Source organism: Halomonas rhizosphaerae (genome assembly GCF_030010555.1).
Lineage (GTDB): Bacteria > Pseudomonadota > Gammaproteobacteria > Pseudomonadales > Halomonadaceae > Halomonas > Halomonas rhizosphaerae.
This window is the reverse complement of the sequence record NZ_JASCQP010000028.1, coordinates 265319-288403: the sequence shown is the minus strand read 5'-3', so window position 1 is coordinate 288403 and position 23085 is coordinate 265319. Positions and strand designations below refer to the sequence as shown.

General features: G+C 66.1%; 25 protein-coding genes and 1 tRNA gene. 19 read left to right on the top strand and 7 right to left on the bottom strand.

Going from position 1 to position 23085, the window contains the following annotated elements; translation table 11 throughout:
* Positions 1-28 precede the first annotated feature (28 nt).
* From QLQ83_RS13580 to QLQ83_RS13565, 4 genes are all read right to left on the bottom strand, one after another.
* Positions 29-1107, bottom strand: a protein-coding gene (locus QLQ83_RS13580) for an IS3 family transposase (RefSeq protein ID WP_282736048.1) whose coding sequence is annotated in 2 segments (ribosomal slippage) — positions 29-852 and positions 852-1107 — 1080 coding nt in all. Because the reading frame shifts where the segments join, the coding sequence is not laid out codon by codon here.
* A 75-nt stretch (positions 1108-1182) separates the two neighbouring features.
* On the bottom strand, positions 1183-1680 hold the full coding sequence (locus QLQ83_RS13575) for a Y-family DNA polymerase (RefSeq protein ID WP_326521413.1): 498 nt from the start codon (positions 1678-1680) through the stop codon (positions 1183-1185).
* A 94-nt stretch (positions 1681-1774) separates the two neighbouring features.
* A complete protein-coding gene (locus tag QLQ83_RS13570) occupies positions 1775-2215 on the bottom strand; it encodes a LexA family protein (protein WP_282736047.1) in 441 nt (146 codons plus the stop codon).
* A 528-nt stretch (positions 2216-2743) separates the two neighbouring features.
* Positions 2744-2820: transfer RNA gene (locus QLQ83_RS13565), tRNA-Pro, on the bottom strand.
* Between the two features lie 211 nt (positions 2821-3031).
* Here QLQ83_RS13565 and QLQ83_RS13560 point away from each other — a divergent pair.
* Together QLQ83_RS13560 and QLQ83_RS13555 are read left to right on the top strand one after the other, a co-directional pair.
* Positions 3032-3409, top strand: coding sequence for a CidA/LrgA family protein (locus QLQ83_RS13560; protein WP_282736046.1), 378 nt, complete (start codon positions 3032-3034; stop codon positions 3407-3409).
* The gene (locus QLQ83_RS13555) at positions 3406-4137 is read left to right on the top strand and encodes an LrgB family protein (protein WP_282736045.1); all 732 of its coding nucleotides are present in this window, start codon (positions 3406-3408) and stop codon (positions 4135-4137) included. Before QLQ83_RS13560 ends, QLQ83_RS13555 begins: the two co-directional genes overlap by 4 nt.
* A 34-nt stretch (positions 4138-4171) precedes the next feature.
* On the opposite strand, the gene QLQ83_RS13550 is transcribed toward QLQ83_RS13555, so the two are convergent.
* Complete coding sequence (locus QLQ83_RS13550) at positions 4172-4528, bottom strand: hypothetical protein (protein ID WP_282736044.1); 357 nt, start codon at positions 4526-4528, stop codon at positions 4172-4174.
* Between the two features lie 207 nt (positions 4529-4735).
* On the opposite strand from QLQ83_RS13550, the gene QLQ83_RS13545 reads away from it, so the two are divergent.
* From QLQ83_RS13545 to QLQ83_RS13525, 5 genes are all read left to right on the top strand, one after another.
* Positions 4736-4909, top strand: a complete 174-nt coding sequence (locus QLQ83_RS13545; RefSeq protein ID WP_106230980.1) for a DUF2970 domain-containing protein — start codon at positions 4736-4738, stop codon at positions 4907-4909.
* Positions 4910-5029: 120 nt separating this feature from the next.
* Positions 5030-6157, top strand: coding sequence for a cytochrome c oxidase subunit II (gene coxB, locus QLQ83_RS13540; protein ID WP_282736043.1), 1128 nt, complete (start codon positions 5030-5032; stop codon positions 6155-6157).
* Positions 6158-6204: 47 nt separating this feature from the next.
* Positions 6205-7839: a cytochrome c oxidase subunit I gene (ctaD, locus tag QLQ83_RS13535; RefSeq protein WP_282736042.1), complete on the top strand. Its 1635-nt coding sequence runs from the start codon at positions 6205-6207 to the stop codon at positions 7837-7839.
* A 30-nt stretch (positions 7840-7869) separates the two neighbouring features.
* Entirely contained in the window at positions 7870-8466 is a 597-nt protein-coding gene (locus QLQ83_RS13530) for a cytochrome c oxidase assembly protein (protein ID WP_282736041.1), read from the top strand.
* Complete coding sequence (locus tag QLQ83_RS13525) at positions 8463-9326, top strand: cytochrome c oxidase subunit 3 (protein WP_282736040.1); 864 nt, start codon at positions 8463-8465, stop codon at positions 9324-9326. Before QLQ83_RS13530 ends, QLQ83_RS13525 begins: the two co-directional genes overlap by 4 nt.
* 25 nt (positions 9327-9351) lie before the next feature.
* Here the strand turns inward: QLQ83_RS13525 and QLQ83_RS13520 are convergent, their stop codons facing one another.
* Entirely contained in the window at positions 9352-9546 is a 195-nt protein-coding gene (locus QLQ83_RS13520) for a DUF2909 family protein (protein WP_282736039.1), read from the bottom strand.
* Between the two features lie 61 nt (positions 9547-9607).
* Here QLQ83_RS13520 and QLQ83_RS13515 point away from each other — a divergent pair, with 61 nt between their 5' ends.
* From QLQ83_RS13515 to QLQ83_RS13500, 4 genes are read left to right on the top strand one after another with little or no spacing between them, the layout of a single operon-like run.
* Positions 9608-10291: an SURF1 family protein gene (locus QLQ83_RS13515; RefSeq protein WP_282736038.1), complete on the top strand. Its 684-nt coding sequence runs from the start codon at positions 9608-9610 to the stop codon at positions 10289-10291.
* Entirely contained in the window at positions 10288-10848 is a 561-nt protein-coding gene (locus QLQ83_RS13510) for a hypothetical protein (protein WP_282736037.1), read from the top strand. The genes QLQ83_RS13515 and QLQ83_RS13510 overlap by 4 nt, the downstream gene beginning before the upstream one ends.
* Positions 10838-11920, top strand: a complete 1083-nt coding sequence (locus tag QLQ83_RS13505) for a COX15/CtaA family protein (protein ID WP_282736036.1) — start codon at positions 10838-10840, stop codon at positions 11918-11920. The genes QLQ83_RS13510 and QLQ83_RS13505 overlap by 11 nt, the downstream gene beginning before the upstream one ends.
* Complete coding sequence (locus QLQ83_RS13500) at positions 11913-12833, top strand: heme o synthase (protein ID WP_282736035.1); 921 nt, start codon at positions 11913-11915, stop codon at positions 12831-12833. The genes QLQ83_RS13505 and QLQ83_RS13500 overlap by 8 nt, the downstream gene beginning before the upstream one ends.
* A gap of 90 nt (positions 12834-12923) precedes the next feature.
* Here QLQ83_RS13500 and QLQ83_RS13495 read toward each other — a convergent pair whose 3' ends face one another.
* Positions 12924-14381 (bottom strand): SLC13 family permease, encoded by a 1458-nt coding sequence (locus tag QLQ83_RS13495; protein ID WP_411971135.1) that lies wholly within the window; start codon positions 14379-14381, stop codon positions 12924-12926.
* Positions 14382-14561: 180 nt separating this feature from the next.
* Between QLQ83_RS13495 and QLQ83_RS13490 the strand changes: the two genes are divergently transcribed.
* From QLQ83_RS13490 to pheT, 8 genes are all read left to right on the top strand, one after another.
* Positions 14562-15029 carry a DUF2489 domain-containing protein gene (locus QLQ83_RS13490; protein ID WP_282736033.1) on the top strand — a complete coding sequence of 156 codons (468 nt, stop codon included), beginning with the start codon at positions 14562-14564 and terminating at the stop codon, positions 15027-15029.
* A 300-nt stretch (positions 15030-15329) separates the two neighbouring features.
* The gene (locus tag QLQ83_RS13485; RefSeq protein WP_282736032.1) at positions 15330-16145 is read left to right on the top strand and encodes an OmpA family protein; all 816 of its coding nucleotides are present in this window, start codon (positions 15330-15332) and stop codon (positions 16143-16145) included.
* A 218-nt stretch (positions 16146-16363) separates the two neighbouring features.
* Positions 16364-18265: a threonine--tRNA ligase gene (gene thrS / locus QLQ83_RS13480; protein WP_282736031.1), complete on the top strand. Its 1902-nt coding sequence runs from the start codon at positions 16364-16366 to the stop codon at positions 18263-18265.
* A gap of 34 nt (positions 18266-18299) precedes the next feature.
* The gene (infC, locus tag QLQ83_RS13475; RefSeq protein ID WP_282736163.1) at positions 18300-18839 is read left to right on the top strand and encodes a translation initiation factor IF-3; all 540 of its coding nucleotides are present in this window, start codon (positions 18300-18302) and stop codon (positions 18837-18839) included.
* Positions 18840-18926: 87 nt separating this feature from the next.
* Positions 18927-19121 carry a 50S ribosomal protein L35 gene (rpmI, locus tag QLQ83_RS13470; RefSeq protein WP_016854829.1) on the top strand — a complete coding sequence of 65 codons (195 nt, stop codon included), beginning with the start codon at positions 18927-18929 and terminating at the stop codon, positions 19119-19121.
* A gap of 36 nt (positions 19122-19157) precedes the next feature.
* Positions 19158-19511: a 50S ribosomal protein L20 gene (gene rplT, locus QLQ83_RS13465; RefSeq protein WP_021817421.1), complete on the top strand. Its 354-nt coding sequence runs from the start codon at positions 19158-19160 to the stop codon at positions 19509-19511.
* A 115-nt stretch (positions 19512-19626) separates the two neighbouring features.
* Positions 19627-20646, top strand: a complete 1020-nt coding sequence (gene pheS, locus QLQ83_RS13460) for a phenylalanine--tRNA ligase subunit alpha (RefSeq protein ID WP_282736030.1) — start codon at positions 19627-19629, stop codon at positions 20644-20646.
* 34 nt (positions 20647-20680) lie between these two features.
* Entirely contained in the window at positions 20681-23059 is a 2379-nt protein-coding gene (pheT, locus tag QLQ83_RS13455) for a phenylalanine--tRNA ligase subunit beta (protein WP_282736029.1), read from the top strand.
* Positions 23060-23085: the final 26 nt, after the last annotated feature.

Below are 23085 nucleotides of genomic sequence, written 5' to 3'. Positions count from 1 at the left end.
TCCACCCACAATGTGAGAAACCGCCCCTTCATGCACACCGCTGGGCATAGGCGACGGGCGGCATATAGCCCAGCGAGCTGTGCGGTCTAACATGGTTGTAGTGGGCTCTCCATTGATCAATTTCATGCCGGGCATCGGCAAGGCTCAGAAACCAGTGCTGATTGAGGCAGCCATCCCGGAATTTGCCGTTGAAGCTCTCGATGAAGGCATTCTGCGTCGGCTTGCCCGGTTGGATGAAGGCCAGCATGACCTTCTGCTCACGCGCCCATAAGAACATCGCCTTGCTGGTCTGCTCGGGGCCGTTATCGCAGACAATCGAGGCAGGCAGCGAGCGCTGTTGCGCGACCTCGTCCAGGAACCTGGCCAAGCGACGCCCGGAAATGGACGTGTCCACCAGCTGCCCAACACATTCTCTGCTGAAGTCGTCCACGATGTTTAGCACGCGGAATCGGGGCCCTGAGGCCAGCTGATCTGAGACGACATCCATCGACCAGCGCTGGTTGGGCCTGTCCGGACACGGCATCGGCGCTCTTGGCCGCACCAGTCGTTTGCACCGCCGGGCGCGGACCTGAAGCCCAGCCTCACGGTACAGCCGGTAAGTTCGCTTGCGATTCACCACCAAGCCCTCCTGACGCAACAGAGCGTGCAGCAACAGGTAGCCGTAGCGGGGGTAGCAGGTCGCCAAGGCGTTCAGTCGCGCCCGAAGCGGCTCATCGTCACGCGGCTTCGCTTGGTAGCGGGCCACCGATCGTGGCAGGCCCAGCAATCGACAGGCATGTCGCTGGCTGAGCCAGCTGCCTGTCACCAGGTGCGTTACCGCCCGCCGCTTCGCTTCGGGCGTCACCACTTTCCCGCGACGATCTCCTTGAGAGCGGCATTGTCGAGAACGCTTTCCGCCAGCAGCTTCTTCAGGCGGGCATTCTCTGCCTCCAACTCTCGGAGACGCTTGACCTCTGATACCTCCATACCGCCGTACTTGCCCTTCCAGCGATAGATGGTCTGCTCGGTGACGCCATTCTGCCGAGCCAGCTCGGCCACCGAGACGCCGCGCTCATGGGCCTTGAGGATGGTGATGACCTGCTCTTCGGTGTGTCGATTACGCTTCATCGCGAGATCTCCGGCTATCAGAGTAAACGTAGCGGAAATCTCACATTGACGGTGGGCCGGTTTCTGGGGAGAAGGTCACAGCCGCTCGACCAGCCGGCGGCCGACGCCCCACACGTCGCCCAGGACGGTACGCTGGAGCAGGCGGCGGGTGGCGTCGCTCTCGGCATGTAGCACGCACACGCCCTGGTATTCTGGCAGCTTCTTGGCGGCGCGGTTGGCCAGCTTGGCCAGGGTGCGGGTGGGCGCCACGCCCACGCAGACGGGGATGCCGGTGAACTGGCGCACCTTGTGGTGCAGGGTGCGGCTCAGGGCGAGCGTGGTGGCGTGGTCGAAGCCATCGAAGCGCAAGAACATCTCGTCGATGGAGTAGGGCTCGACACCGGCGGAGAACTCCTCGAGGACCTCACGCACCCTGGCGGACATGTCGCCGTAGAGCTCGTAGTTGGAGGAGAGCTGGCGTATCTGCCCGCGCTGCACAAGGTGCTGCAACTCGAAGGCGGGGGTGCCCACCTCCACGTCCAGGGCCTTGAGCTCGTTGGAGCGGGCAATCACGCACCCGTCGTTGTTGGACATCACCTTACTGGCACGCCTTCGAGCCGCGGCTGGAACACCCGCTCGCAGCTCACGTAGAAGTTGTTGAAGTCCACTAAGCCCATCATGGGGCCGCTCACACCGGGTACTCGTGGATGACCGAGCGCACCACGTCCCACACCTGGCAATCCAGGTCGGTGAGAGGAATGGGGGCGTAGCGCGGGTTGCCGGAGCACAGCAACGGCCGGCTCTGGCGCTTCTCGTAGCGTTTCACGATCACTTCGCCATCGACCAGGGCGACCAGGATGTGCCCAGGGCGCGGATCGATGGAGCGATCGACCACCAGGGTGTCGCCATCCTGGATGCCGAAGCCGTCCATACTGTCGCTCTTCACGCTCATGAAGAAAGTAGCCGAGGTGCGCTTTACCAGCCGCTCGTTGAGATCCAGCGTGCGGCCGACGTAGTCCTCGGCTGGCGAACGGAAGCCGGAGATACCGGCATGGATGGTGGTGAGGGGGAAGGGCACCGGCCGTAGCGGCGGGGCCAGAAGCGGGTAGTGGATCTCGGGATCGCACATCGGAAGGTCTCTTGCCAAAAACTGTCTATTTGTACAGTTTTCGGCAGACACGCTCTGTAAGGCAAACGCTAATGCAACGCGGGAGCGTGGCAACCGGCGGCCAGAGCCCGGCATGGGGGGGCTGAGCGAAGAGAGAGCAACAAGGCAGGGACGACATGCGTGTGAACGACCTAGGCCCGCTGTGCATGGGAATTTCTCACCCCGCGCTGGAGGGCTATGACCTGAAGCGCTTCAAACCCACGTGCTACCTGGTGGAGGTCAGCGAGGAGGCCGGTGTGGTTGGCCCACTGACTGATGGAAGGCGATCTGCTGGTGGACGACGAACAGAAACCCGCCCAGCACCCCGACCAGGTAACCGGTGGAGGTGATCGCGAGAGCAGCACAGGTTCTTCATGCACGGGAAGGTGTAGAGCGCTAAGCGTTGCTGGCGGTTTCCGACGCTTGTCACTTATATGTCACCTAGCACCAGTCACAACGAAAAACCGCCACCCGGCGTTATCCGTAAGTGGCGGTTTCTCTTGATGTTTCTGGTCGGAGCGACAGGATTCGAACCTGCGACCTTTGCAACCCCATTGCAACGCGCTACCAAGCTGCGCCACGCTCCGATGCTGTTTTCGGGATGGCTGGCCTGTGGATCCTGGCCCCCGAGAACGAGGCGTATACTAGCGCGTCGCGGGGCAAATGAAAAGTCCCTTTTGCGCTTCCGTTTCAAATGCTTGGCTGGTTGTCGCGACCAGGCCCCGGATCCCGCCGCTTCTGTCACACTGTCTGCAACGAGAACCTGCTCCCCGGGGAGCTGCCGAGAGGAGGGCGGAGATGCCGTTGATCATGGGAATGAGCATGCTGCTGGCCTGCCAGTTTGCCGGCGAGCTGGTGGCCAGGGGGCTCACGCTGCCGATCCCGGGGCCGGTGATCGGCATGGTGATCCTGCTGGTGGCATTGATGATCCGCGGCAAGGTGCCGTCGAGCCTGCGCCTGACGGGCGAGGGGCTGCTGCGCTACCTGACGCTGCTGTTCGTGCCCGCCGGGGTGGGGCTGATGGTGCACTTCGAGCTCATCGCTGCCGACCTCTGGCCGATCGTGGTCACCCTGGTGGCATCCACGGCGGTGACCCTGGGCGTGACGGCCTGGGTGTTGGAGCGCCTGCAACATGGCGATTCCCGGCGTAACGGCCAGCCGGAGGGCAAGGCATGAATGTCGCCACCCTTGACCAGCTTTGGGTCTACCTCTCGGGCAATCCGCTGCTTTCGCTGCTGGCGACCCTGCTGGTCTTTACCCTGGCGGTGAGGGTCAATCGCGCCGTGGGCGGCACCCCGCTGCTGCATCCGGTCACGCTCTCCATCATCATGCTGATCGCCCTGCTGCTGCTGGTGGACATGGACTACCGTACCTACTTCGAGGGGGCACAGTTCATCCACTTCCTGCTAGGTCCGGCCACGGTGGCCCTGGCGATCCCTCTGTATGACCATCGCGAGCGAGTGCGCCGCCTGCTGTGGCCGCTGTTGCTGGCCTGCGGGGCGGGGATCGTCACGGCGGTGGCGTCCACCCTGGGACTGGCCATGCTGCTCGGCGCGCGCACCGAGACACTCTTGTCGCTGGCGCCACGCTCGGTTACCTCGCCGATCGCCATGGGTATCGCCGAGCAGATCGGCGGCATTCCCTCCCTGGCCGCCGGTCTGGTGCTCTTGACCGGCTCGATCGGCTGCGCTCTGGGACCCTGGATCTTCCGCCTGCTACGCATCAAGGATCCGGTGGTGCAGGGCTTCACCCTGGGGTTGGCGGCCCATGGCTTTGGCACCGCCCACGCCTTCGCTCGCCTGGGAGCCGTGGCCGGCGCCTTTTCTGGCCTGGCCATGGGACTGACGGGGCTGCTGACAGCCTTCCTGTTGCCCCTGATCACTCGGCTCTTCGGCTTTTCTTGAGCGGGATGACCGAGAATCACATGGGCGACTCGCCTCAGATCTCTTCCCAGAGACGCTTCCGGAAGTCATGGGAGAGTTCTGCTGCCTTCTGCATCCGTTCCATCTGGGCTTCGGTCACCTCGGTAATAAGCTGCTGGTAGCGCTCCTGCATCTCGGCCGGAGTCTGCGGGGCCTCCCCCTCGAAGGACTGGGCGATCTTCTGGCCGCTCTCGGCGAGTGCCTGCAGGAACTGGGCCTCGAACTGCATGGCATCGGCCATGCTCTCCATCCAGGCCAGCTGCATGCGCGCCATGGGCGTGGTCCCCTGCGTGAACTGTTTCTGCCACCACTCCATCATCGGCTGGGCCGCGGCCAGAGCGGGGTTGGCCTTGGTGTCTTTGGGCTTGGTCATGGTCGATCTCCTTGGGGTCCATGGCGGGATGTTGGGTCATGCTCAGCTTTCAGTTTAAGTGTAGAAGATGAACCTTGTTTTGTGCGTTGCAGCGAAGGGGAGATTCGTCGCCCCGGCGCTCGGCGTGGAATGCGTCCACGGGTCGGTCCTGGCGGCATGGTCTAGGGTTGATTGGAAGCTCGACGCCATTGCACGGAGGAAAGGCGGATGTGGCAAGCGATCAAGTCGGTGCTGGCGGCCTTCCTGGGGGTGCAGAAGGATGCGCGACGGCGCGAGGATTTCGCGTCCAACCGCCCCGGCACCTTCATCGCTGCGGGGCTGCTCATGGGGGTGGTGTTCGTGGTGCTGGTGGCTCTGGTGGCGGTGCTCGCCGCGCGCTGACCGGCTCAGCGTTGACGATGCCGTTTACCTGCCCCCGGGTGGCCGGGGTGACGAACTGTCGCACTCTTCTATACTGCTGCAAGCGCTCGCTAATACAACAATCACCCTGAGGAGGCGCCGATGCGCACGTTGCTCGTGTGGATGGCGGGGGGGCTGACCTCCGCAGCCCTGACCCCGATCGCGTTGGCCAATGGCTGGAACATGCCGGTCGGTGTCACGGCGCTCAGCCGTGACATCTACTCCCTGCATATGATCATCTTCTGGATCTGCGTGATCATCGGGGTGATTGTCTTCGGTGCGATGTTCTACTCGCTTTTCCGCTATCGCCATTCGCGTGGCGCCAAGTCGGCGACCTTCCATGAACATACCAGCGTGGAAGTGATCTGGACGGCGATCCCGCTGCTGATCCTGGTGGCCATGGCGGTGCCTGCCACCGCTACCCTCAAGAACATGTACGACGTCTCCGAGGCCGACCTCGACATCATGGTCACCGGGCAGCAGTGGCGCTGGCGCTATGAGTACCTCGGGGAGGACGTTGCCTTCACCTCCAATCTGGGGACGCCCCGCGAGCAGATCAGCGGCGCCGACGAGAAGGGGGAACACTACCTGCTCGAGGTGGACGAGCCGCTGGTGCTGCCGGTAGGGCAGAAGGTACGCCTCCTGCTGACCTCCGATGACGTCATCCACTCCTGGTGGGTGCCCGAATTGGCGGTCAAGCAGGACGCCATTCCCGGTTTCGTCAACGAGAACTGGGTGCGCATCGAGGAGCCCGGCATCTATCGCGGCCAGTGCGCCGAGCTGTGCGGCAAGGACCATGCCTTCATGCCGGTGGTGGTCGAGGCCGTCGAGCAGGAGCGCTTCGACGAATGGCTGGCCGAGCGCAAGGAGGCCGCCGCCCAGGAGGCCCAGGGCGTCGATCGCGAGTGGGGCATGGACGAGCTGATGGAGCGTGGCGAGCAGGTCTACGGCTCGGTGTGTGCCTCCTGTCACCAGCCGGACGGCAGCGGCAACCCGCCAGCCTTCCCGGCACTGGCCGGCAATCAGCAGATGCTCGATGATCTTGATTGGCACGTCGATACCGTGGTCAACGGTGTGTCGGGGGCGGCGATGCCGGCCTTCCGTAGCACACTGAACCCTGTGGAGATTGCCGCGGTGGTCACCTACGAACGCAATGCCTGGGGCAACGAGTCCGGCGACAGCGTGCAACCGTCGGAAATCGCCGAGCGCCTCGCCGACCAGGGCGAGTGACCGGCCTTTCCGTTTCTCTTTCGTGATTGCCAACAGGGAGATTTCCGATGGCTTCCCACCTGCCTCCCAAGCCCACCCCGCAGCACAGCACGGCCACTGCCGGTGGCATGGCCGAGGCCGGTCATGCCCGCCCCGGTGGGCTGATGCGCTGGCTGCTGACCACCAACCACAAGGAGATCGGTAGCCTCTACCTGATCTTCTCGCTGACCATGTTCTTCATCGGGGGGATCTTCGCCCTGGTGGTGCGCGCCGAGCTGTTCCAGCCCGGCCTGCAGCTGGTCCAGCCCGAGTTCTTCAACCAGATGACCACCATGCATGGCCTGATCATGGTGTTCGGGGCGATCATGCCCGCCTTCGTGGGGTTGGCGAACTGGATGGTGCCGTTGCAGATCGGCGCCCCGGACATGGCCCTGCCCCGCTTGAACAACTTCAGTTTCTGGCTGCTACCGGTGGCCTTCACGCTGCTGCTCAGCACCCTGCTGATGCCGGGCGGCGGGCCCAACTTCGGCTGGACCTTCTATGCGCCGCTCTCCACCACCTACGCGCCGCCGTCCACCACCTTCTTCATCCTCTCGCTGCATATCGCCGGGATCAGCTCGATCCTCGGTGCCATCAACATCATCGCCACCATCCTCAATCTGCGTGCACCGGGGATGCGCATGATGGATATGCCGCTGTTCGTCTGGACCTGGCTGATCACCGCCTTCCTGCTGATCGCTGTGATGCCGGTGCTGGCCGGAGTGATCACCATGATGCTGATGGACATCAACTTCGGCACCAGCTTCTTCAACGCGGCCGGCGGCGGTGATCCGGTACTGTTCCAGCACCTGTTCTGGTTCTTCGGGCATCCCGAGGTCTACATCATGATCCTGCCGGCCTTCGGCATCGTCTCGGCGATCATCCCCACCTTCTCCCGCAAGCGGCTGTTCGGCTATGCCTCCATGGTCTACGCCACGGCGGCGATCGCCATCCTCTCCTTCCTGGTCTGGGCCCACCATATGTTCGTGGTCGGGCTGCCGCTGGTGGCCGAGCTGTTCTTCATGTACACCACCATGCTGATCGCGGTGCCCACCGGGGTGAAGGTCTTCAACTGGGTGGCGACGATGTTCCGCGGCTCCATCAGCTTCGAGCCACCGATGCTGTTCGCACTGGCCTTCGTGGTGCAGTTCACGGTCGGTGGCTTCTCGGGACTGATGCTGGCCATCTCGCCGGCCGACTTCCAGTATCACGACACCTACTTCGTGGTGGCGCACTTCCATTACGTGCTGGTGCCCGGTGCGCTCTTCGCGATCCTTGCCGGGGCCTACTACTGGCTGCCCAAGTGGACCGGCCACTACCCGCACCTGCGGCTCTCCCAGTGGCACTTCTGGCTGTCGGTGATCGGCGTCAACCTGACCTTCTTCCCGATGCACTTCTCGGGGCTCGCCGGCATGCCGCGACGCATCCCCGACTATGCCCTGCAGTTCGCTGACTTCAACGTGGCCTCTAGCCTGGGGGCCTTCCTGTTCGGTGTCTCCCAACTGCTCTTCGTGCTGGTGATCATCAAGTGCGTGCGCGGTGGCGAGAAGGCCCCGGCCAAGGCCTGGGAGGGCGCCGAGGACCTGGAGTGGAGCGTGCCGAGCCCGGCACCGCTGCATACCTTCGAGACGCCCCCGGACTTTCATCCCCATCGGCAGCACTGAGTAGCGTCGACAGCGACGCGGGAGGCAGGCATGGCCAGCCATGACGAACAGACAACGGGCCGGGAAGGGGTGCGCCGGACCGTGACACGCACCCTGGTGGTGCTGGCCGGCATGTTCGCCTTCGCCTTCGCGCTGGTGCCACTCTATGACGTCTTCTGCGAGGTCACCGGCCTCAACGGCAAGACCAGCAACAGTGCCCAGATGCTGGTGCATGAGGAGGTCGACACCTCGCGGATGGTGACGGTGCAGTTCATCACCCGGGCCAGCGCCGGCCTGCCCTGGGAGCTCGACGTCCAGACGCGCCAGGTCCGGGTCCACCCGGGACAGAGCAACGAGGTGTCTTTCACCTTCCGCAACCGGGGGGACGATGCCAGCGAGGCCAGGGCGGTACCCAGTGTCTCGCCCTCGGAGGCCTCGGTGCACCTGCGCAAGCTCAGCTGCTTCTGCTTCCAGGAGCAGCGCCTGGAGGGCGGTGAGCGCCTGGAGGCTCCGCTGGTGTTCCAGCTGACCCGGGACCTGCCGGCCGACATCAAGACGGTGACCCTGGTCTACACCCTCTATCCCGTGCAGCCGGCGCAGGCAGCGGTGTCGCCCCGCAGGCCGATCAAAGAAGGAGACAGCGCATGAGTGGTGGCAGCTACTATGTTCCCGAGTCCAGCAAGTGGCCCATCCTGGCCTCACTGGCGCTGGGGGCGATGATGATCGGCACCGGCACGGTGCTGGTGCATGGCACGGCCGGCATGCCGGTCATGGCAATCGGCCTGGTCGGCGTGCTCGCGGTGATGGCCCTGTGGTTCCGCGATGTCATCGTCGAGTCGCGGGGCGGGCTCTACGACGACCAGATGGACCGTTCCTTCCGCTGGGGGATGGGCTGGTTCATCTTCTCGGAGGTGATGTTCTTCGCCGCCTTCTTCGGCGCGCTCTTCTATGTGCGGACCTTTGCGCTGCCCTGGCTCGACGGCGAGGGCGCCAAGGGAGTAGCGGCCCTGCTGTGGCCGGACTTCACTGCCAGCTGGCCGCTGCTCAATCCGCCTGACACCTCCATCGAGGGGCCGACGGAGACCTTCAGCCCCTGGCACCTGCCGCTGGTCAATACCCTGATCCTGGTCTCCTCCAGCATCACCCTGACCATCGCTCACGAGGGCATCAAGGAAGGGTTCCGCGACAGTGCCCGCTTCTGGCTCTCGGTGACCGTGCTGCTGGGGCTGTGCTTCATCACCATCCAGGGGGTGGAGTACTACGAGGCCTATGCCCATTACGGCATCACCCTGCAGGCGGGCATCTATGGCGCCACCTTCTTCCTGCTCACCGGCTTCCACGGGCTGCACGTGATCATCGGCACCATCATCCTGGCGGTGATGCTGTGGCGAGTGTTCCGTGGGCACTTCACGGCCGACGACCACTTCGGCTTCGAGGCCGCGGCCTGGTACTGGCACTTCGTCGACGTGGTATGGCTCGGGCTGTTCATCTTCGTCTATGTGTTCTGAACCCCCGGGGCGGCAGGTTCGTGGATCAGCCGCCGAGGCCGCCGAGATAGAAACCGTAGCCGAGAAGGGCGAGCAGGGCGGCGGCCAGGGCCACGCGGACCTTCAGGGAGACCAGCACGCGCCGCGAGCGGCTGCCGTCCCGGACCAGGAAGCCGGCACCCACGGCCAGGCTCGTCACCATGGCCAGAAAGACAAGGGCAATCAATATCTTGAGTAACATTCACGGCTCCAAGAAAGGATCGATATCCGGCGCGAAACGCGGCCCCTCAGCGACGCGTCGGATGGGCTGGTGGGGGTTCTGGTCCTGCCTGGTGGTGCTGGGCCTCGCACTGGGACTATGGCAGTGGGAGCGTGCCGCGGACAAGCGCGACTACCTGGCTCGCCTGGCGGCCGCGCCGCGCATCGAGGCGCCGGCGGCAGCTCCGCCGAGCGGCTCGCAACTGGTCCTGCAGGGCGAATACCTCGCCGAGGAGACCCTGTTCCTCGACAACCGCACCCATGAGGGGCGCCTCGGGGTGGCGCCTCTGACGCCGTTTCGCGACATCAATGGACGCATCTGGCTGGTCCAGCGTGGCTTCCTGTCGACCGGCCCCAGCCGCGCGGCCCCCTCGGTCGAGACCCCCGCCGGCGTGGTCACCCTGGAAGGCCGCTGGCAGACGGCCGGCGAGTCAGCGCCGCTGTTCGGCCCCAACCGGGAGGGCAATCGCCTGCAGCGCATCGACCTCTCGGCCTGGGACCTGGAGCCGACATTCGCCCATCCGGGCTGGCTGCACCTCGAGCAGGGGCCGGGCCATCTCGCGTCCTGGTGGCAGCCCAGCGTGGTGCCGCCGGAGCGCCATCTGGGCTATGCCCTGCAGTGGTGGGGGCTGGCCCTGGCCGCCCTGGTGATCATGCTGGTGGGGGCGCGTCGCCAGGCACGCAGCCCCGAGCCGGTGTCCATCCCGAGCAAGGAGACCCCCCGATGACTCATGCCGGACGTCAACGCCTCAAGCTGTTGGCCTTCTTCGCGATCTTTGGACTGCCGGTGGCAGTGGCCTGGGGCATGGTGGAGTGGCGCATCGGTATTCCCGAGGGACGCACCGCCCATGGCGAGCTTCAACCCTCGTTGCCCGTCCTTTCGCAATGGCCGTTGACGGACGTGGCGAAGCAGGGGGAGGGCGACTGGCTGCTGGCGTTCGACTGCCCAAAGGCGTGTGACGACAATGCCGATCGCTGGTGGCGCCTGCACCGTGCCCTGGGTCGCGAGGCCGACCGGGTCAGCCGCCTGCGCATCGGCGGTGGCGGTGAGCCGCTACCCGGCGCGGCCCTGGCACAGTGGACGGGTGAGGCCGACTGGCGTTCCCCCCATCGCCTCTGGATCCTCGACCCCGAAGGGCGGCCGGTGCTCGGCTATGCTCCGGAGGTCGCCACCGCCGACGTGCTCGATGACCTGCGCCGCCTGTTGCGGATGAACCCCGAGCCGCCCATGGCGCGGTTCGACCAGGCCTCGACCGTGGTGGGGGGCGGCGCCGATGGCCAGTAGTGCGCGTGCAGTAAGCACTGACGGCCGCCGTCGATGGCTGGTGGGGCTGAGCCTGGCTGGGGTCGTCTTCACCGCCGTGGTGGTGCTGGTGGGGGCCTGGACGCGGCTGGTGGATGCCGGCCTGGGATGTCCCGACTGGCCAGGGTGCTACGGGGCGCTGGTGGTACCGGACGCCGAACGGGCCCTGGCTCATTCCCCTGGGGTGCCGCTGGAGTCCACCAAGGCCTGGGTGGAGATGGTGCACCGCTATCTGGCCTCGACCCTGGGGCTGCTGGTCATTGCCCTTGTGCTGCTGGGCGCGCGGTGGCGCCGGGAAGTCGGCTATCCCTGGGCCATCAGCCTGGCGCTGCTGGCGGTGATCCTGCTGCAGGGCGCCTTCGGGGCCTTCACGGTGACCCTCAAGCTATGGCCCCAGGTGGTGACCCTGCACCTGCTGGGTGGCCTGACGGTGTTGGTGCTGTTCCTGTGGCTGCATCTACGCCTGCGCCGTTTCTCGTCCGGCGCGGCCGCCCCCTTTCCACGCCGACGCCTGACGCCGCTGTGGGGGCTGGTCATGCTCCTGCTGGTGGGGCAGCTGGCGCTGGGCGGCTGGACCTCGAGCAACTATGCCGGGATCGCCTGTCAGGGCTTTCCCACCTGCAACGGCCAGTGGTGGCCGGCGATGGACTGGAGCGAGGGCTTCCACCTGACCCAGACGGTGGGCCCCAACTACCTGCACAGCCAGTTGCATGCCGAGGCGCGCAGTGCCATCCAGGTCGGGCACCGGCTCGGCGCGCTGGCCCTGGGGCTGAGCCTGCTGCTGCTCGGCATGCGCCATCTGCGGGCGTCCGGCATGCGTCCCTGGCTGGCGTTGCTGGGCGGGGCCTATGGCGTTCAGGTGGTGATCGGCATCGCCAACGTGCTGGCCTGGCTGCCCCTGTGGCTGGCCCTGCTGCACACCGCCGGGGCGGTGCTGCTGGTCGTGGCCATGACCCTGGCCCTGTGGCACTGGCGCTGGTCGACGGTCCCGACGGCGGTCGAGCCGTCGGGCGCCGGAGAAACTGCAACGAAGGAGGAGTTGGCTCATGTCTGAAGTCATGATGGAGCGTGCGACCGTCGGCCATCTCTCCGGCTGGGGCTGGCGAGACCTCTACACGCTGTGCAAGCCCCGCGTCGTGGCCGTGATGCTGGTCTGCACGCTGGTCGGCATGCTGCTGGCCGCCCCGCTGCCTGACCCCGGGGCCGTGGTGTTCGGCTTGATCGGCATCGGCCTGGCCGCCGGTGGGGCCGCGGCCTTCAACCATGTGGTCGACCGACGCCTGGATGCGCTGATGCTGCGCACCGCCCGCCGGCCGCTGGCCACCCAGCGCATGCCTACGCCGCTGGCCCTGGTCTGGGCGACGCTGCTGTCGGCCTGCGGCATCGGGCTGCTGGCCTGGCAGGTCAACCTGCTGACGGCCTGGCTGACCCTGGGCTCGCTGATCGGCTATGCCCTCATCTACACCGCCTTCCTCAAGCATGCCACGCCGCAGAACATCGTCATCGGCGGGGTGGCGGGGGCCGCGCCGCCGCTGCTGGGCTGGACGGCGGTCACCGGCCAACTGGGCCCCGAGCCGCTGCTGCTGATGCTGATCATCTTCGCCTGGACGCCGCCGCACTTCTGGGCACTGGCCATCCACAAGCGCGACGAGTATGCCCGGGCCGGGGTGCCGATGCTGCCGGTCACCCATGGCGAGGCCTTCACGCGATTGCAGGTGTGGCTCTATGGCTGGCTGACCGTGGCGGTGACCCTGCTGCCCTTCACCATCGGCATGAGCGGGGCGCTCTACCTGGTGGGGGTGATGGCGCTCAACCTGCGCTTCATGGTGTGGAACTGGCGCGTCTGGCGTGGCCATGATCCGCAGGCCCCGCTGGCGGCCTTCTGGTTCTCCATCCGCTACATCCTGGGCGTCTTCGGCGTGCTGCTGCTGGACCACTATGCCGCCGCCTGGATGTTGGCCGCCTGAGGCCTTGCCGGGCGGCCCATCGTCTTTCTTACAATGTCACGTGCCCGGCCGGATGGCCGGGCTCCGCATTAGATGGCCGTCGTCGTCGGATCACCAGAGCGTGATGATCAGGAAGTAGGCCATCAGGGTCACCAGCACCGTGCTGATCAGGTTGAGCACGAAACCGGCACGGATCATCGACTGGATCCGCATGTGACCGGTGGCGAAGACGATCGCGTTGGGGGGCGTGGCCACTGGCATCATGAAGGCGCAGCTGGCAGCGATGGCGGCGGGCACCGTGATCAGCAGTGGCGAGATGTCCAGTGACAGGGCCAGCGCCCCGAGCAGCGGCAGGAAGGCGGCGGCGGTAGCGGTGTTGGAGGTCACCTCGGTGAGGAAGATGATCACCAGCACTACCACGCCGACCATCGCCAACAGCGGGAAGGTGCCGAACACGCCGAGCTGCTGGGCGATCCATTCCGCCAGTCCCGAGCGACTGATGGAGCCGGCCAGGGCCAGGCCACCCCCGAACAGCAGCAGGATGCCCCAGGGCAGCTCGTGCGCCGCGTCCCAGTCCATCAGGCGCTCGCCCGGCTGGCGGCCGGCCGGCACCAGGAAGAGTGAAATGCCTGCGATGATGGCGATGCCCGTGTCGGAGAGCCAGTCGAGCCCTGCGTCATTGAGCAGGGGGCGCAGCATCCAGGCCACCGCGGCGAGCAGGAAGACGACGCCCACGCGTCGCTCTGCCGGGTTGGTCCGGCCGAGCTTGGCCAGTTCGTCGCGGACCATGCCGGCACTGTCCTCGCCGGCATCCAGGGCGAAGTCGCGACGGGTCAGCCACCACCAGGCGCTGACCATCATGGCGGCACTGATCGGCAGGCCGATCATCATCCACTGGGCGAAACCGATGTCGATGCCGCGGTCCTCGGCCAGGTAGCCGGCCAGCAGGGCATTGGGCGGCGTGCCGATCAGGGTGGCCACGCCGCCGATGCTGGCGGAGTAGGCGATGGCCAGCAGCAGGGCCGTGGCGTAGCGGCGTAGCTCTTCGGGGTCGCTGTCGTCCAGCAGGCTGATCACCGACATGCCGATCGGCAGCATCATGATGGCCGTGGCCGTGTTGGACACCCACATGCTGAGGAAACCCGTGGCCAGCATGAAGCCGCCGATCTGCTGGCGAGGCTTGTGGCCGACGACCCGCAGCACGTGCAGGGCTAGGCGTTTGTGAAGGCTCCAGCGCTGCATGGCGATGCCGAGCAGGAAGCCGCCGAGGAACAGGTAGATGATAGGGTTGGCATAGCTGGCGGCCGTCTCGCTCATGCCGCCGATCCCCAGCGCCGGCACCAGTGCCAGCGGCAGCAGCGAGGTGGCGGGGATCGGGATCGCCTCGGTGGACCACCAGGTGGCCATCAGCAGGGCGAGGCCCAGGCAGGCCCAGGCCGATTCGGCCATGCCGGCCGGGGCGGGCAGCAACAGGGTCATCAGCACCCAGAGGGGCCCCAGCCACAGGCCGATACGCGCGGAGAGGGGAGGCGCCGAGGGCTTGTCTTGAGAGTCGTCGGTGGGGGACATCATCGCTCCTTGCCGGGGTGGGAGGGGAGGAGATAATACGCAGATTGAAGGTGTCGAGCAGGGCCTGGTATGCAACACGACGCCTTCATCTCGGTCACAATCGGCACTGCGGTTAATATAGGGAGGCACCTTGATCGTGTATAATATCTGTACATGCACTGAACCGATGGGGATACGCCCATGAGCTCTACCCTGGCACTGACGCTTCTCGGCCTGGCGCTGGCCATCATCGCCGGCCTCGGGGCTTACGCCTACACCCTCTGGAAGGAGGTGCAGCGGCGCAAGGCCTTCCGCGAGGAGGAACTGCAGCGCGCCCATCGGAACTGCCTGGAGAACCTGGAAATGGTCGCCTCGGCGCTGGTGCAGGAGCAGGTCGATATCACCGAGGGTAGTTGGCGCTGCAAGGTGCTGCTGGAGATCCTCGACCAGAAGCTGACCGAGCGCCCCGACTTTCAGGCCTTCGACGAGGTGCATCGGCGTACCCGCCACCTGCACACCCACTCCGCGCGCCAGGCGCTCAGTCCCCGTGACCGCTTCCGTGAGGATCGCGAGCGCCTGGCCGTGGAGGAAGAGTTCCGCGAGCCGGTGCTCAAGGCCGCGGCGGCAGTGGTGGAATTTCGCCGCGGCTGGCCGGGTAGCCTGCACTGAGCGAAGCTCGCCGTTCGGCCCGGTTCGTCACGAGCCGATATTTCGTGCGCTAGCGCACCATCTTCGATTGCAACCTACGGGCCTCTGCTGCAAGCTTGTCGAGCGTCGTAGATGGCTGATATATGGCTGGAGGCCACGGCCATCGGAGGACCGGACTGGCCGAGAAGGCACTTACGTGCTTTCTTGGTAGGTGCAGGAAGTGGATCGGGGACCGCTTCCCTTGGGTCATTCCTCGGAACCCCGGGTGATGAGGGCATTGCCTGTCACACCGGGATGTAGTCAAGAAGAAGGAGTCTTAACATGAAAAAATCCACGACTGGCTTGTTGCTCGGTTCCGCGCTGGTGGTCGGCCTGTCCGGCTGCGCCAGCTCCGCTTCCCAATCCAGTGACGGTGCGGGCGCGTCGTCCGATCGCGCCTGGTACCAGCATCCGACCGTCTGCGGCCTGGCCGGTGGCCTGATCGGCGGTGGCATCGGCTACGGTACCAGCGGCGAGTCCGACGAGGACCAGGGCGCGGCCATCGGCGCCACGGCGGGTGCTACCATTGGTGCCATGCTGTGTGCCGACACCTCGCCGGCACCGGCGGAGCCGGCGCCGCGCGACACCGACGGTGACGGCGTCATCGATGCCGATGACGAGTGCCCGGGAACCCCGGCCGGCGTGGCCGTGGATGCCGTGGGGTGCCCGCTGGACTCCGACAACGACGGCGTGCCGGACTACCAGGACCAGTGTCCGGGAACCCCGGCCGGTGCCGAGGTCAACGCCCTGGGCTGCGAGGAGGACCTGGTCCTGCGTGACGTCAACTTCGAGTTCGACTCCGCCACCCTGACCATGGGTGCCGAGCAGATCCTCGACGACGTCGCCGAGAAGCTGCGCGCCAACGAGAACGTCCGCGTGCGCATCGAGGGTCATACCGACTCCGTGGGTAGCGCTGCCTACAATGAGCAGCTGTCCCAGGAGCGCGCCGATTCCGTCGCCGACTACCTGGCCAGCCAGGGTGTCGATCGGGATCGCATGCAGACCACCGGTTTCGGCGAGTCCCAACCGGTGGCGACCAACGACACCGATGCGGGTCGTGCCGAGAACCGTCGCGTGGAACTGGGCGAGTGGGAGTGATCCTGCCCTGACCCGATCCATGGCCCCGGGCGCGTCCCGGGGCTGACGGCCGAACGAGAGAAGGCGCCTTCGGGCGCCTTCTCTCTTTTCGGGCGCCGCGTTCCGCCATGGCGCCGAAGGGGACGCTTCTGCTAGGCTAGGCGTCGTTTTTCCACGACCATTCTTCTGGCGACACGTGATCCCTGGTATGGATCACCACTGCGCACAAGGAACCCTTCATGCCCATCGTGACCCTGCCTGACGGCAGTCAGAGATCCTTCGACGCCCCCCTTACCGTGATGCAGCTGGCCGAGAGCATCGGCCCCGGTCTCGCCAAGGCCTGTGTGGCCGGCAAGATCGACGGCGTGCAGGTGGACGCCGCCGATGTCATCGACCGCGACGCCGAGGTGGCGATCCTCACCGCCCGCGACCCGGAAGGCCTGGAGGTCATCCGCCACTCCTGCGCCCACCTGATCGGTCATGCCGTCAAGCAACTCTATCCCGATGCCAAGATGGCGATCGGTCCGGTGATCGAGGACGGTTTCTACTACGACGTCGACTTCGGGCGGTCGGTGACCCCCGATGACCTCGAGGCCATCGAGGCCCGCATGAAGGCGCTGATCGACCACGAGTATGACGTGGTGCGCGAGTACGTCGACCGTGACCAGGCGATGCTGACCTTCCTGCATCGCGAGGAGCCCTACAAGCAGGAGATCGTGCGCGAGATCCCCGAGGGAGAGACCATCCGTCTCTACCATCACGAGGAGTACGTGGACATGTGCCGGGGGCCCCACGTGCCCAATACTCGGCACCTGAAGGCGTTCAAGCTGACCAAGCTGGCCGGTGCCTACTGGCGCGGCAACGCCGAGAACCCGATGCTGACGCGGATCTACGGCACGGCCTGGCCCGACAGGAAGCAGCTCAAGGCCTACCTGAAGCGGCTCGAGGAGGCCGAGAAGCGCGACCATCGCAAGCTGGCGAAGAGGATGGACCTCTTCCACCTCCAGGAGGAAGCGCCGGGGATGGTCTTCTGGCACCCCAACGGCTGGACCATCTACCAGGCCCTGGAGCAGTACATGCGCCGGGTCCAGGTCGAGAACGGCTATCAGGAGATCAAGACGCCGCAGATCGTCGATCTCTCGCTGTGGAAGGCCTCCGGTCACTGGGGGCACTACAGCGACATGATGTTCACCACCGAGTCAGAGAAGCGTGACTACGCGGTCAAGCCGATGAACTGCCCCTGCCACGTGCAGGTCTTCAACCAGGGGCTGAAGAGCTACCGTGACCTGCCGCTGCGCCTGGCCGAGTTCGGCAGCTGTCACCGCAACGAGCCCTCCGGCGCGCTGCACGGCCTGATGCGGGTGCGCGGCTTCACCCAGGACGATGCGCACATCTTCTGCACCGAGGGGCAGATCCAGTCCGAGGCCGAGGCCTTCATCGCCCTGACCATGAAGGTCTACCGGGAACTGGGCTTCGATGACGTGGAGCTCAAGCTCTCCACGCGACCCGACGACGACTTCCTGGGGGAGCCGGAGCTCTGGGACCGCGCCGAGGCAGGCCTCGAGGCCGCGCTCGACGCCACCGGCCTCGACTGGGAGCTGCAGCCGGGCGAGGGGGCCTTCTACGGACCCAAGATCGAGTTCTCGCTGCGTGACTGTCTCAACCGGGTCTGGCAATGCGGGACCCTGCAGCTGGACTTCAACCTGCCGGGGCGGCTGGGGGCGCAGTTCGTCGACGAGGACGGTGTCCGCAAGACGCCGGTGATGCTGCATCGAGCGATCCTCGGTTCCTTCGAGCGCTTCCTCGGTATTCTCATCGAGCACTTTGCCGGGGCCATGCCGCTGTGGCTGGCACCCCAGCAGGTGGTGGTCATGACCATCACCGATGCGCAGCGCGACTATGCCATGTCGCTGGTGAAGCGTTTGCAGAAAGTCGGTCTGCGCGTCAAGTCGGACTTGAGGAACGAGAAGATCGGCTTTAAAATCCGCGAGCATACGTTGCAGAAGGTCCCCTATCTCCTGGTGGTGGGAGATAAGGAAGTCGAGTCCGACTCGGTGGCCGTGCGTACGCGCAGTGGCGAGAACCTTGGTACGATGGTGGTGGATGCCTTCATCGACCGTGTTCGGGCCGAGCGGCAATAGCGACATCTTCCCAAGCTGAAGTGGAGACGGAACCATCAAGCGAAGCAACCCAAGAGGGCGTGTTCAAGACAAGCGCCCCCCCATGAACGAGCGGATTACCGAGGATCAGGTTCGCCTGATCGACAGTGACGGCGAGCAGTTGGGCATCGTGCCCACCAGCGAGGCGCTGGAGCGAGCCGAAGCGGCCGGTATGGACCTCGTGCAGATTTCCAACGCCGATCCGATCGTCTGCAAGATCATGGATTACGGCAAGTTCGTCTTCGAGCAGAAGAAGCAGAAGGCTGCTCAGAAGAAGAAGACGAAGCAGATTCAGGTCAAGGAAGTGAAATTCCGGCCTGGCACCGACGAGGGCGACTATCAGGTCAAGATGAAGAACCTGATCCGTTTCCTCGAAGGTGGCGACAAGGGCAAGGTCACGCTGCGCTTCCGCGGTCGCGAGATGGCGCACCAGGACATCGGTCGCAAGCTGATGGAGCGGATCGCCGCCGATCTCGAGGAGATCGGGACCGTGGAGTCCTTCCCCAAGATGGAAGGGCGCCAGATGATCATGATCATTGCCCCCAAGAAGAAGTGATCCGACGGCCAGTCCAACGGGCGGAAGGCGAGAAGGCCTTCCGTCGGCCACGGATTTTCTGAAAAAGCCTCGAGCGGAGTTAACCTCATGCCGAAAATCAAGAGTAACAGCGGCGCTGCCAAGCGCTTCAAGAAGACGGCCAACGGCTTCAAGCACAAGCAGTCGTTCCGCAGCCACATCCTGACCAAGAAGTCCACCAAGCGGAAGCGTCAGCTGCGTGGGATGAAGCAGATCCACGACGCCGACAAGCAGCTCGTGCAGCGCATGCTGCCGAACCTGTAACGCCCGGGTGAACCCCTCTAACGTCAGGAGAAAGCCATGACTCGTGTCAAGCGTGGTGTCGTCGCCCGTCGTCGTCACAAGAAGATTCTCAAGCAGGCCAAGGGCTACTACGGTGCCCGTTCACGCGTCTTCCGCGTGGCCAAGCAGGCCGTCATCAAGGCCGGCCAGTACGCGTACCGTGACCGCCGCCAGCGCAAGCGCCAGTTCCGCGCCCTGTGGATCCAGCGCATCAACGCCGGTGCCCGTCAGCACGGCCTGTCCTACAGCCGTTTCGTCGGTGGCCTGAAGAAGGCCGGTATCGAGATCGACCGCAAGGTGCTGGCCGATCTGGCCGTTCACGAGAAGGCTGCCTTTGCCGCCATCGTCGAGAAGGCCAAGGCTGCCCAGTAAGGGACGTCGACCCTTGGCCGGCCACGGCGCACGCCGAGAGGCCGGACCATGATCGTCGCAGGGGAAGAGCAGCCGCTCTTCCCCTGTTTTTTTGAAAGACTTCGGAGCTCAACGGATGGACCACCTTCCCACTCTGGTTGCCGAGGCTCGCGACGCCATCCACGCCGCCGACAGCCTGGCCGTGCTGGACGAACTGCGCGTCCGTTATCTCGGCAAGAAGGGCGAGATCACCGCGCTGCTCAAGGGGCTCGGCAAGCTGCCTGCCGAGGAGCGCCCGGCCGCGGGCGAGCGCATCAACCAGGCCAAGCAGGCCCTGGGCAAGGAACTGGACGAGCGGCGTCAGGCGCTGGAAAAGGCGGCCCTCGAGGCGCGCCTGGCCGCCGAGCGCCTCGACGTGACCCTGCCGGGGCGCGGTCAGCCCAGCGGTGGCCTGCACCCGGTGACCCTGACCCTGGAGCGCATCGAGGGGCTCTTCACCCGTATCGGCTACGACGTGGCGGTCGGTCCCGAGATCGAGGACGATTACCACAACTTCGAGGCCCTCAATATCCCCGCGCACCACCCCGCGAGGGGCATGGCCGATACCTTCTACTTCGATGCCACCCGGCTGCTGAGGACCCATACCTCGCCGGTGCAGGTGCGGACCATGAAGGAGGCCGAGCCGCCGATCCGCATCGTCTGTCCCGGGCGCGTCTACCGCAGTGATTCCGACCTGACCCACACCCCCATGTTCCACCAGGTCGAGGGGTTGCTGGTCGACGAGGACGTCAGCTTCGCCGACCTCAAGGGCACCATCCAGGACTTCCTGCACGCCTTCTTCGAGCGTGATGACCTCTCGGTGCGCTTCCGGCCCTCCTACTTCCCCTTCACCGAGCCCTCGGCGGAGGTCGACATCCAGTGCGTGATGTGTGGTGGCGATGGCTGCCGGGTCTGCTCCCATAGCGGCTGGCTGGAAGTGATGGGCTGCGGGATGGTGCATCCCGAGGTGTTCCGCCACTCCGGCATCGACGCCGAGCGCTTCACGGGCTTTGCCTTCGGCATGGGCGCCGAGCGCCTGGCCATGCTGCGCTACGGCGTCAACGACCTGCGGCTGTTCTTCGACAACGACCTGCGCTTCCTGCGCCAGTTCGCCTGATCGACCCCCGGATAAGCAGAACACAGGATACGTCATGAAATTTTCCGAACAGTGGCTGCGTGACTGGGTCTCGCCGGCGCTCTCCACCCAGGCCCTGGCCGACCAGATCACCATGGCCGGCCTGGAAGTCGATGCCGTGGACCCGGTGGCCGCCGCCTTCAGCGAGGTCGTCGTGGCGGAGGTGGTCGGCAAGGAGCCCCATCCCGATGCCGACAAGCTCAATGTCTGCCGGGTCGACGACGGCAGTGGCGAGCCCGTCCAGGTGGTATGCGGGGCGCCCAATGTGGCCGTGGGGCAGAAGGTGCCCTTCGCCCGGGTCGGTGCGGTTCTGCCCGGTGACTTCACGATCAAGCAGGCTCGGCTGCGCGGTGTCGAGTCCCGCGGCATGATCTGCTCGGCCTCCGAGCTGGGCCTCGAGGAGGAGACCTCCGCGGGGATCCTCGTGCTGCCCCCCGGCGCGCCGGTCGGCGAGGGGTTCCGTGACTACATGGGCCTCGACGACCACACCATCGAGGTGGACCTGACGCCGAACCGCGGGGACTGCCTGAGCCTCAAGGGGCTGGCCCGCGAGGTCGGGGTGCTCAACCGCCTGGCCGTCTCGGGCCCCGACCTGGCCCCCGTGGCGCCCACCGTCGAGGAGACCTTCCCGGTGCGCGTCGAGGACGCCGAGCACTGTCCGCGCTACATCGGCCGCCTCATCAAGGGCGTCGACGTCACCGCCGAGACCCCGCTGTGGATGGTCGAACGGCTGCGCCGCAGCGGCATCCGCTCCATCGACCCGGTGGTGGATGTCACCAACTACGTGATGCTCGAACTGGGCCAGCCGCTGCATGCCTTCGATCGCGCCAACCTGCACGGTAGCGTGGTCGTGCGGCTGGCACGGGAGGGGGAGCGCCTGGTGCTGCTCGACGGCCAGGAGATCACCCTGGACGGCTCCACGCTGGTCATCGCCGACGAGCGGGGCCCGCTGGCCATCGCCGGCGTCATGGGTGGCGAGCACTCCGGCGTGAGCCTCGAGACCCGCGACATCTTCCTCGAGTCGGCCTTCTTCTCGCCGTTGGCGATCGCCGGCCAGGCGCGCGCCTATGGCCTGCACACCGACGCCTCGCACCGCTTCGAGCGCGGTGTCGACCCCTGCCTGGCCCGCGAGGCCGCCGAGCGGGCCACCGCCCTGCTGCTGGCGATCACCGGTGGCGAGCCGGGGCCGCTGGTCGAGGTGGCGAGCGTTGACCATCTGCCGGGCGGCCGTGAGGCGACCCTGCGGGCGTCTCGCCTGGAGCAGGCGCTTGGCAAGTCGCTCCCCCGTGGCGAGGTCACCGAGATCCTCGAGCGCCTCGGCCTGGCGGTCGAGGCCTCCGGGCAGGGCTGGACCGTGCGGGTCCCGAGCTGGCGCTTCGACATCGCCATCGAGGAGGACCTGATCGAGGAGGTGGCGCGCATCCACGGCTACAATCGCCTGCCGGTGCGCCGCCCCCTGGTCCGCCTGGCCCTGCGCCCGGCCCACGAGGCGCACACGCCGCTGGCGCGGCTGCGGCGCCAGATGGTCGCGCGCGGCTACCAGGAGGCCGTGACCTACAGCTTCGTCGCCCCCGAGCTGCAGCAGGCGCTGCATCCCGAGGCGGTATCGCCGACGCTGGCCAACCCCATCTCCAGCGATCTCTCGGTGATGCGCGCGAGCCTCTTTCCCGGCCTGGTGCGGGCCCTGCAGCACAACCTCAACCGCCAGCAGGACCGGGTGCGACTGTTCGAGACCGGCCTCACCTTTCGTGGCGAGCTCGATCACCTGCACCAGACCCCGATGCTCGGCGCGCTGGTCTGCGGTCCTCGCGAGCCGGAGGGCTGGACCGGCGGCAGGGAGCCGGTCGACTTCTTCGACCTCAAGGGGGACCTGGAAAGCCTGCTGGCCCTCGGCGAGCCCCAGGCCTGGCGCTTCGAGCCCGGCGAGCACCCGGCCCTGCATCCCGGCCAGTGCGCCCGCCTCCTGCATCGCGGTGAGGAGGCCGGCTGGATCGGCACCCTGCACCCCGCGGTGCGCGCCAGGCTTGGCCTCAAGGTCGACGCGCTGCTCTTCGAGGTGCGCCTCGATGCCCTGACCCAGGGCCGGGTGCCGGCCTTCACGCCGCTCTCACGCCATCCCGAGGTGCGCCGCGACCTGGCCTTCCTGGTCGAGGAGGGGCTGCCGGTGCAGTCGCTGCTCGACACCATCCGGGCCCAGGCCGGCGAGTGGCTGGTGGAGTCTCACCTGTTCGATGTCTACCAGGGCAAGGGGGTGCCGGAAGGCCTCAAGAGCGTGGCCCTGGGCTTGACCTGGCAGCATCCTTCGCGCACGCTTAATGACGAGGAAATCAATCAGTTGGTTGATGCCATCGTCGCGGAGTCACGTCAGCATCTGGGGGCGGAGTTGCGCGCATGAGGCCTGGGCGTCTCGTCGATCGGCAG

What these genes read in the sequence shown, in the direction of transcription:
- QLQ83_RS13515 (WP_282736038.1), top strand. Translation starts at nt 9,608, where the DNA reads ATGGGCTGGTGGGGGTTCTGGTCCTGCCTGGTGGTGCTGGGCCTCGCA.
- pheS (WP_282736030.1), top strand. Translation starts at nt 19,627, where the DNA reads ATGGACCACCTTCCCACTCTGGTTGCCGAGGCTCGCGACGCCATCCAC.
- rpmI (WP_016854829.1), top strand. Translation starts at nt 18,927, where the DNA reads ATGCCGAAAATCAAGAGTAACAGCGGCGCTGCCAAGCGCTTCAAGAAG.
- QLQ83_RS13525 (WP_282736040.1), top strand. Translation starts at nt 8,463, where the DNA reads ATGAGTGGTGGCAGCTACTATGTTCCCGAGTCCAGCAAGTGGCCCATC.
- QLQ83_RS13570 (WP_282736047.1), bottom strand. Translation starts at nt 2,215, where the DNA reads ATGTGCGATCCCGAGATCCACTACCCGCTTCTGGCCCCGCCGCTACGG.
- QLQ83_RS13520 (WP_282736039.1), bottom strand. Translation starts at nt 9,546, where the DNA reads ATGTTACTCAAGATATTGATTGCCCTTGTCTTTCTGGCCATGGTGACG.
- QLQ83_RS13560 (WP_282736046.1), top strand. Translation starts at nt 3,032, where the DNA reads ATGCCGTTGATCATGGGAATGAGCATGCTGCTGGCCTGCCAGTTTGCC.
- QLQ83_RS13550 (WP_282736044.1), bottom strand. Translation starts at nt 4,528, where the DNA reads ATGACCAAGCCCAAAGACACCAAGGCCAACCCCGCTCTGGCCGCGGCC.
- rplT (WP_021817421.1), top strand. Translation starts at nt 19,158, where the DNA reads ATGACTCGTGTCAAGCGTGGTGTCGTCGCCCGTCGTCGTCACAAGAAG.
- thrS (WP_282736031.1), top strand. Translation starts at nt 16,364, where the DNA reads ATGCCCATCGTGACCCTGCCTGACGGCAGTCAGAGATCCTTCGACGCC.
- QLQ83_RS13575 (WP_326521413.1), bottom strand. Translation starts at nt 1,680, where the DNA reads ATGTCCAACAACGACGGGTGCGTGATTGCCCGCTCCAACGAGCTCAAG.
- pheT (WP_282736029.1), top strand. Translation starts at nt 20,681, where the DNA reads ATGAAATTTTCCGAACAGTGGCTGCGTGACTGGGTCTCGCCGGCGCTC.
- QLQ83_RS13555 (WP_282736045.1), top strand. Translation starts at nt 3,406, where the DNA reads ATGAATGTCGCCACCCTTGACCAGCTTTGGGTCTACCTCTCGGGCAAT.
- coxB (WP_282736043.1), top strand. Translation starts at nt 5,030, where the DNA reads ATGCGCACGTTGCTCGTGTGGATGGCGGGGGGGCTGACCTCCGCAGCC.
- QLQ83_RS13505 (WP_282736036.1), top strand. Translation starts at nt 10,838, where the DNA reads ATGGCCAGTAGTGCGCGTGCAGTAAGCACTGACGGCCGCCGTCGATGG.
- QLQ83_RS13530 (WP_282736041.1), top strand. Translation starts at nt 7,870, where the DNA reads ATGGCCAGCCATGACGAACAGACAACGGGCCGGGAAGGGGTGCGCCGG.
- QLQ83_RS13510 (WP_282736037.1), top strand. Translation starts at nt 10,288, where the DNA reads ATGACTCATGCCGGACGTCAACGCCTCAAGCTGTTGGCCTTCTTCGCG.
- QLQ83_RS13495 (WP_411971135.1), bottom strand. Translation starts at nt 14,381, where the DNA reads ATGTCCCCCACCGACGACTCTCAAGACAAGCCCTCGGCGCCTCCCCTC.
- QLQ83_RS13485 (WP_282736032.1), top strand. Translation starts at nt 15,330, where the DNA reads ATGAAAAAATCCACGACTGGCTTGTTGCTCGGTTCCGCGCTGGTGGTC.
- QLQ83_RS13490 (WP_282736033.1), top strand. Translation starts at nt 14,562, where the DNA reads ATGAGCTCTACCCTGGCACTGACGCTTCTCGGCCTGGCGCTGGCCATC.
- QLQ83_RS13545 (WP_106230980.1), top strand. Translation starts at nt 4,736, where the DNA reads ATGTGGCAAGCGATCAAGTCGGTGCTGGCGGCCTTCCTGGGGGTGCAG.
- QLQ83_RS13500 (WP_282736035.1), top strand. Translation starts at nt 11,913, where the DNA reads ATGTCTGAAGTCATGATGGAGCGTGCGACCGTCGGCCATCTCTCCGGC.
- ctaD (WP_282736042.1), top strand. Translation starts at nt 6,205, where the DNA reads ATGGCTTCCCACCTGCCTCCCAAGCCCACCCCGCAGCACAGCACGGCC.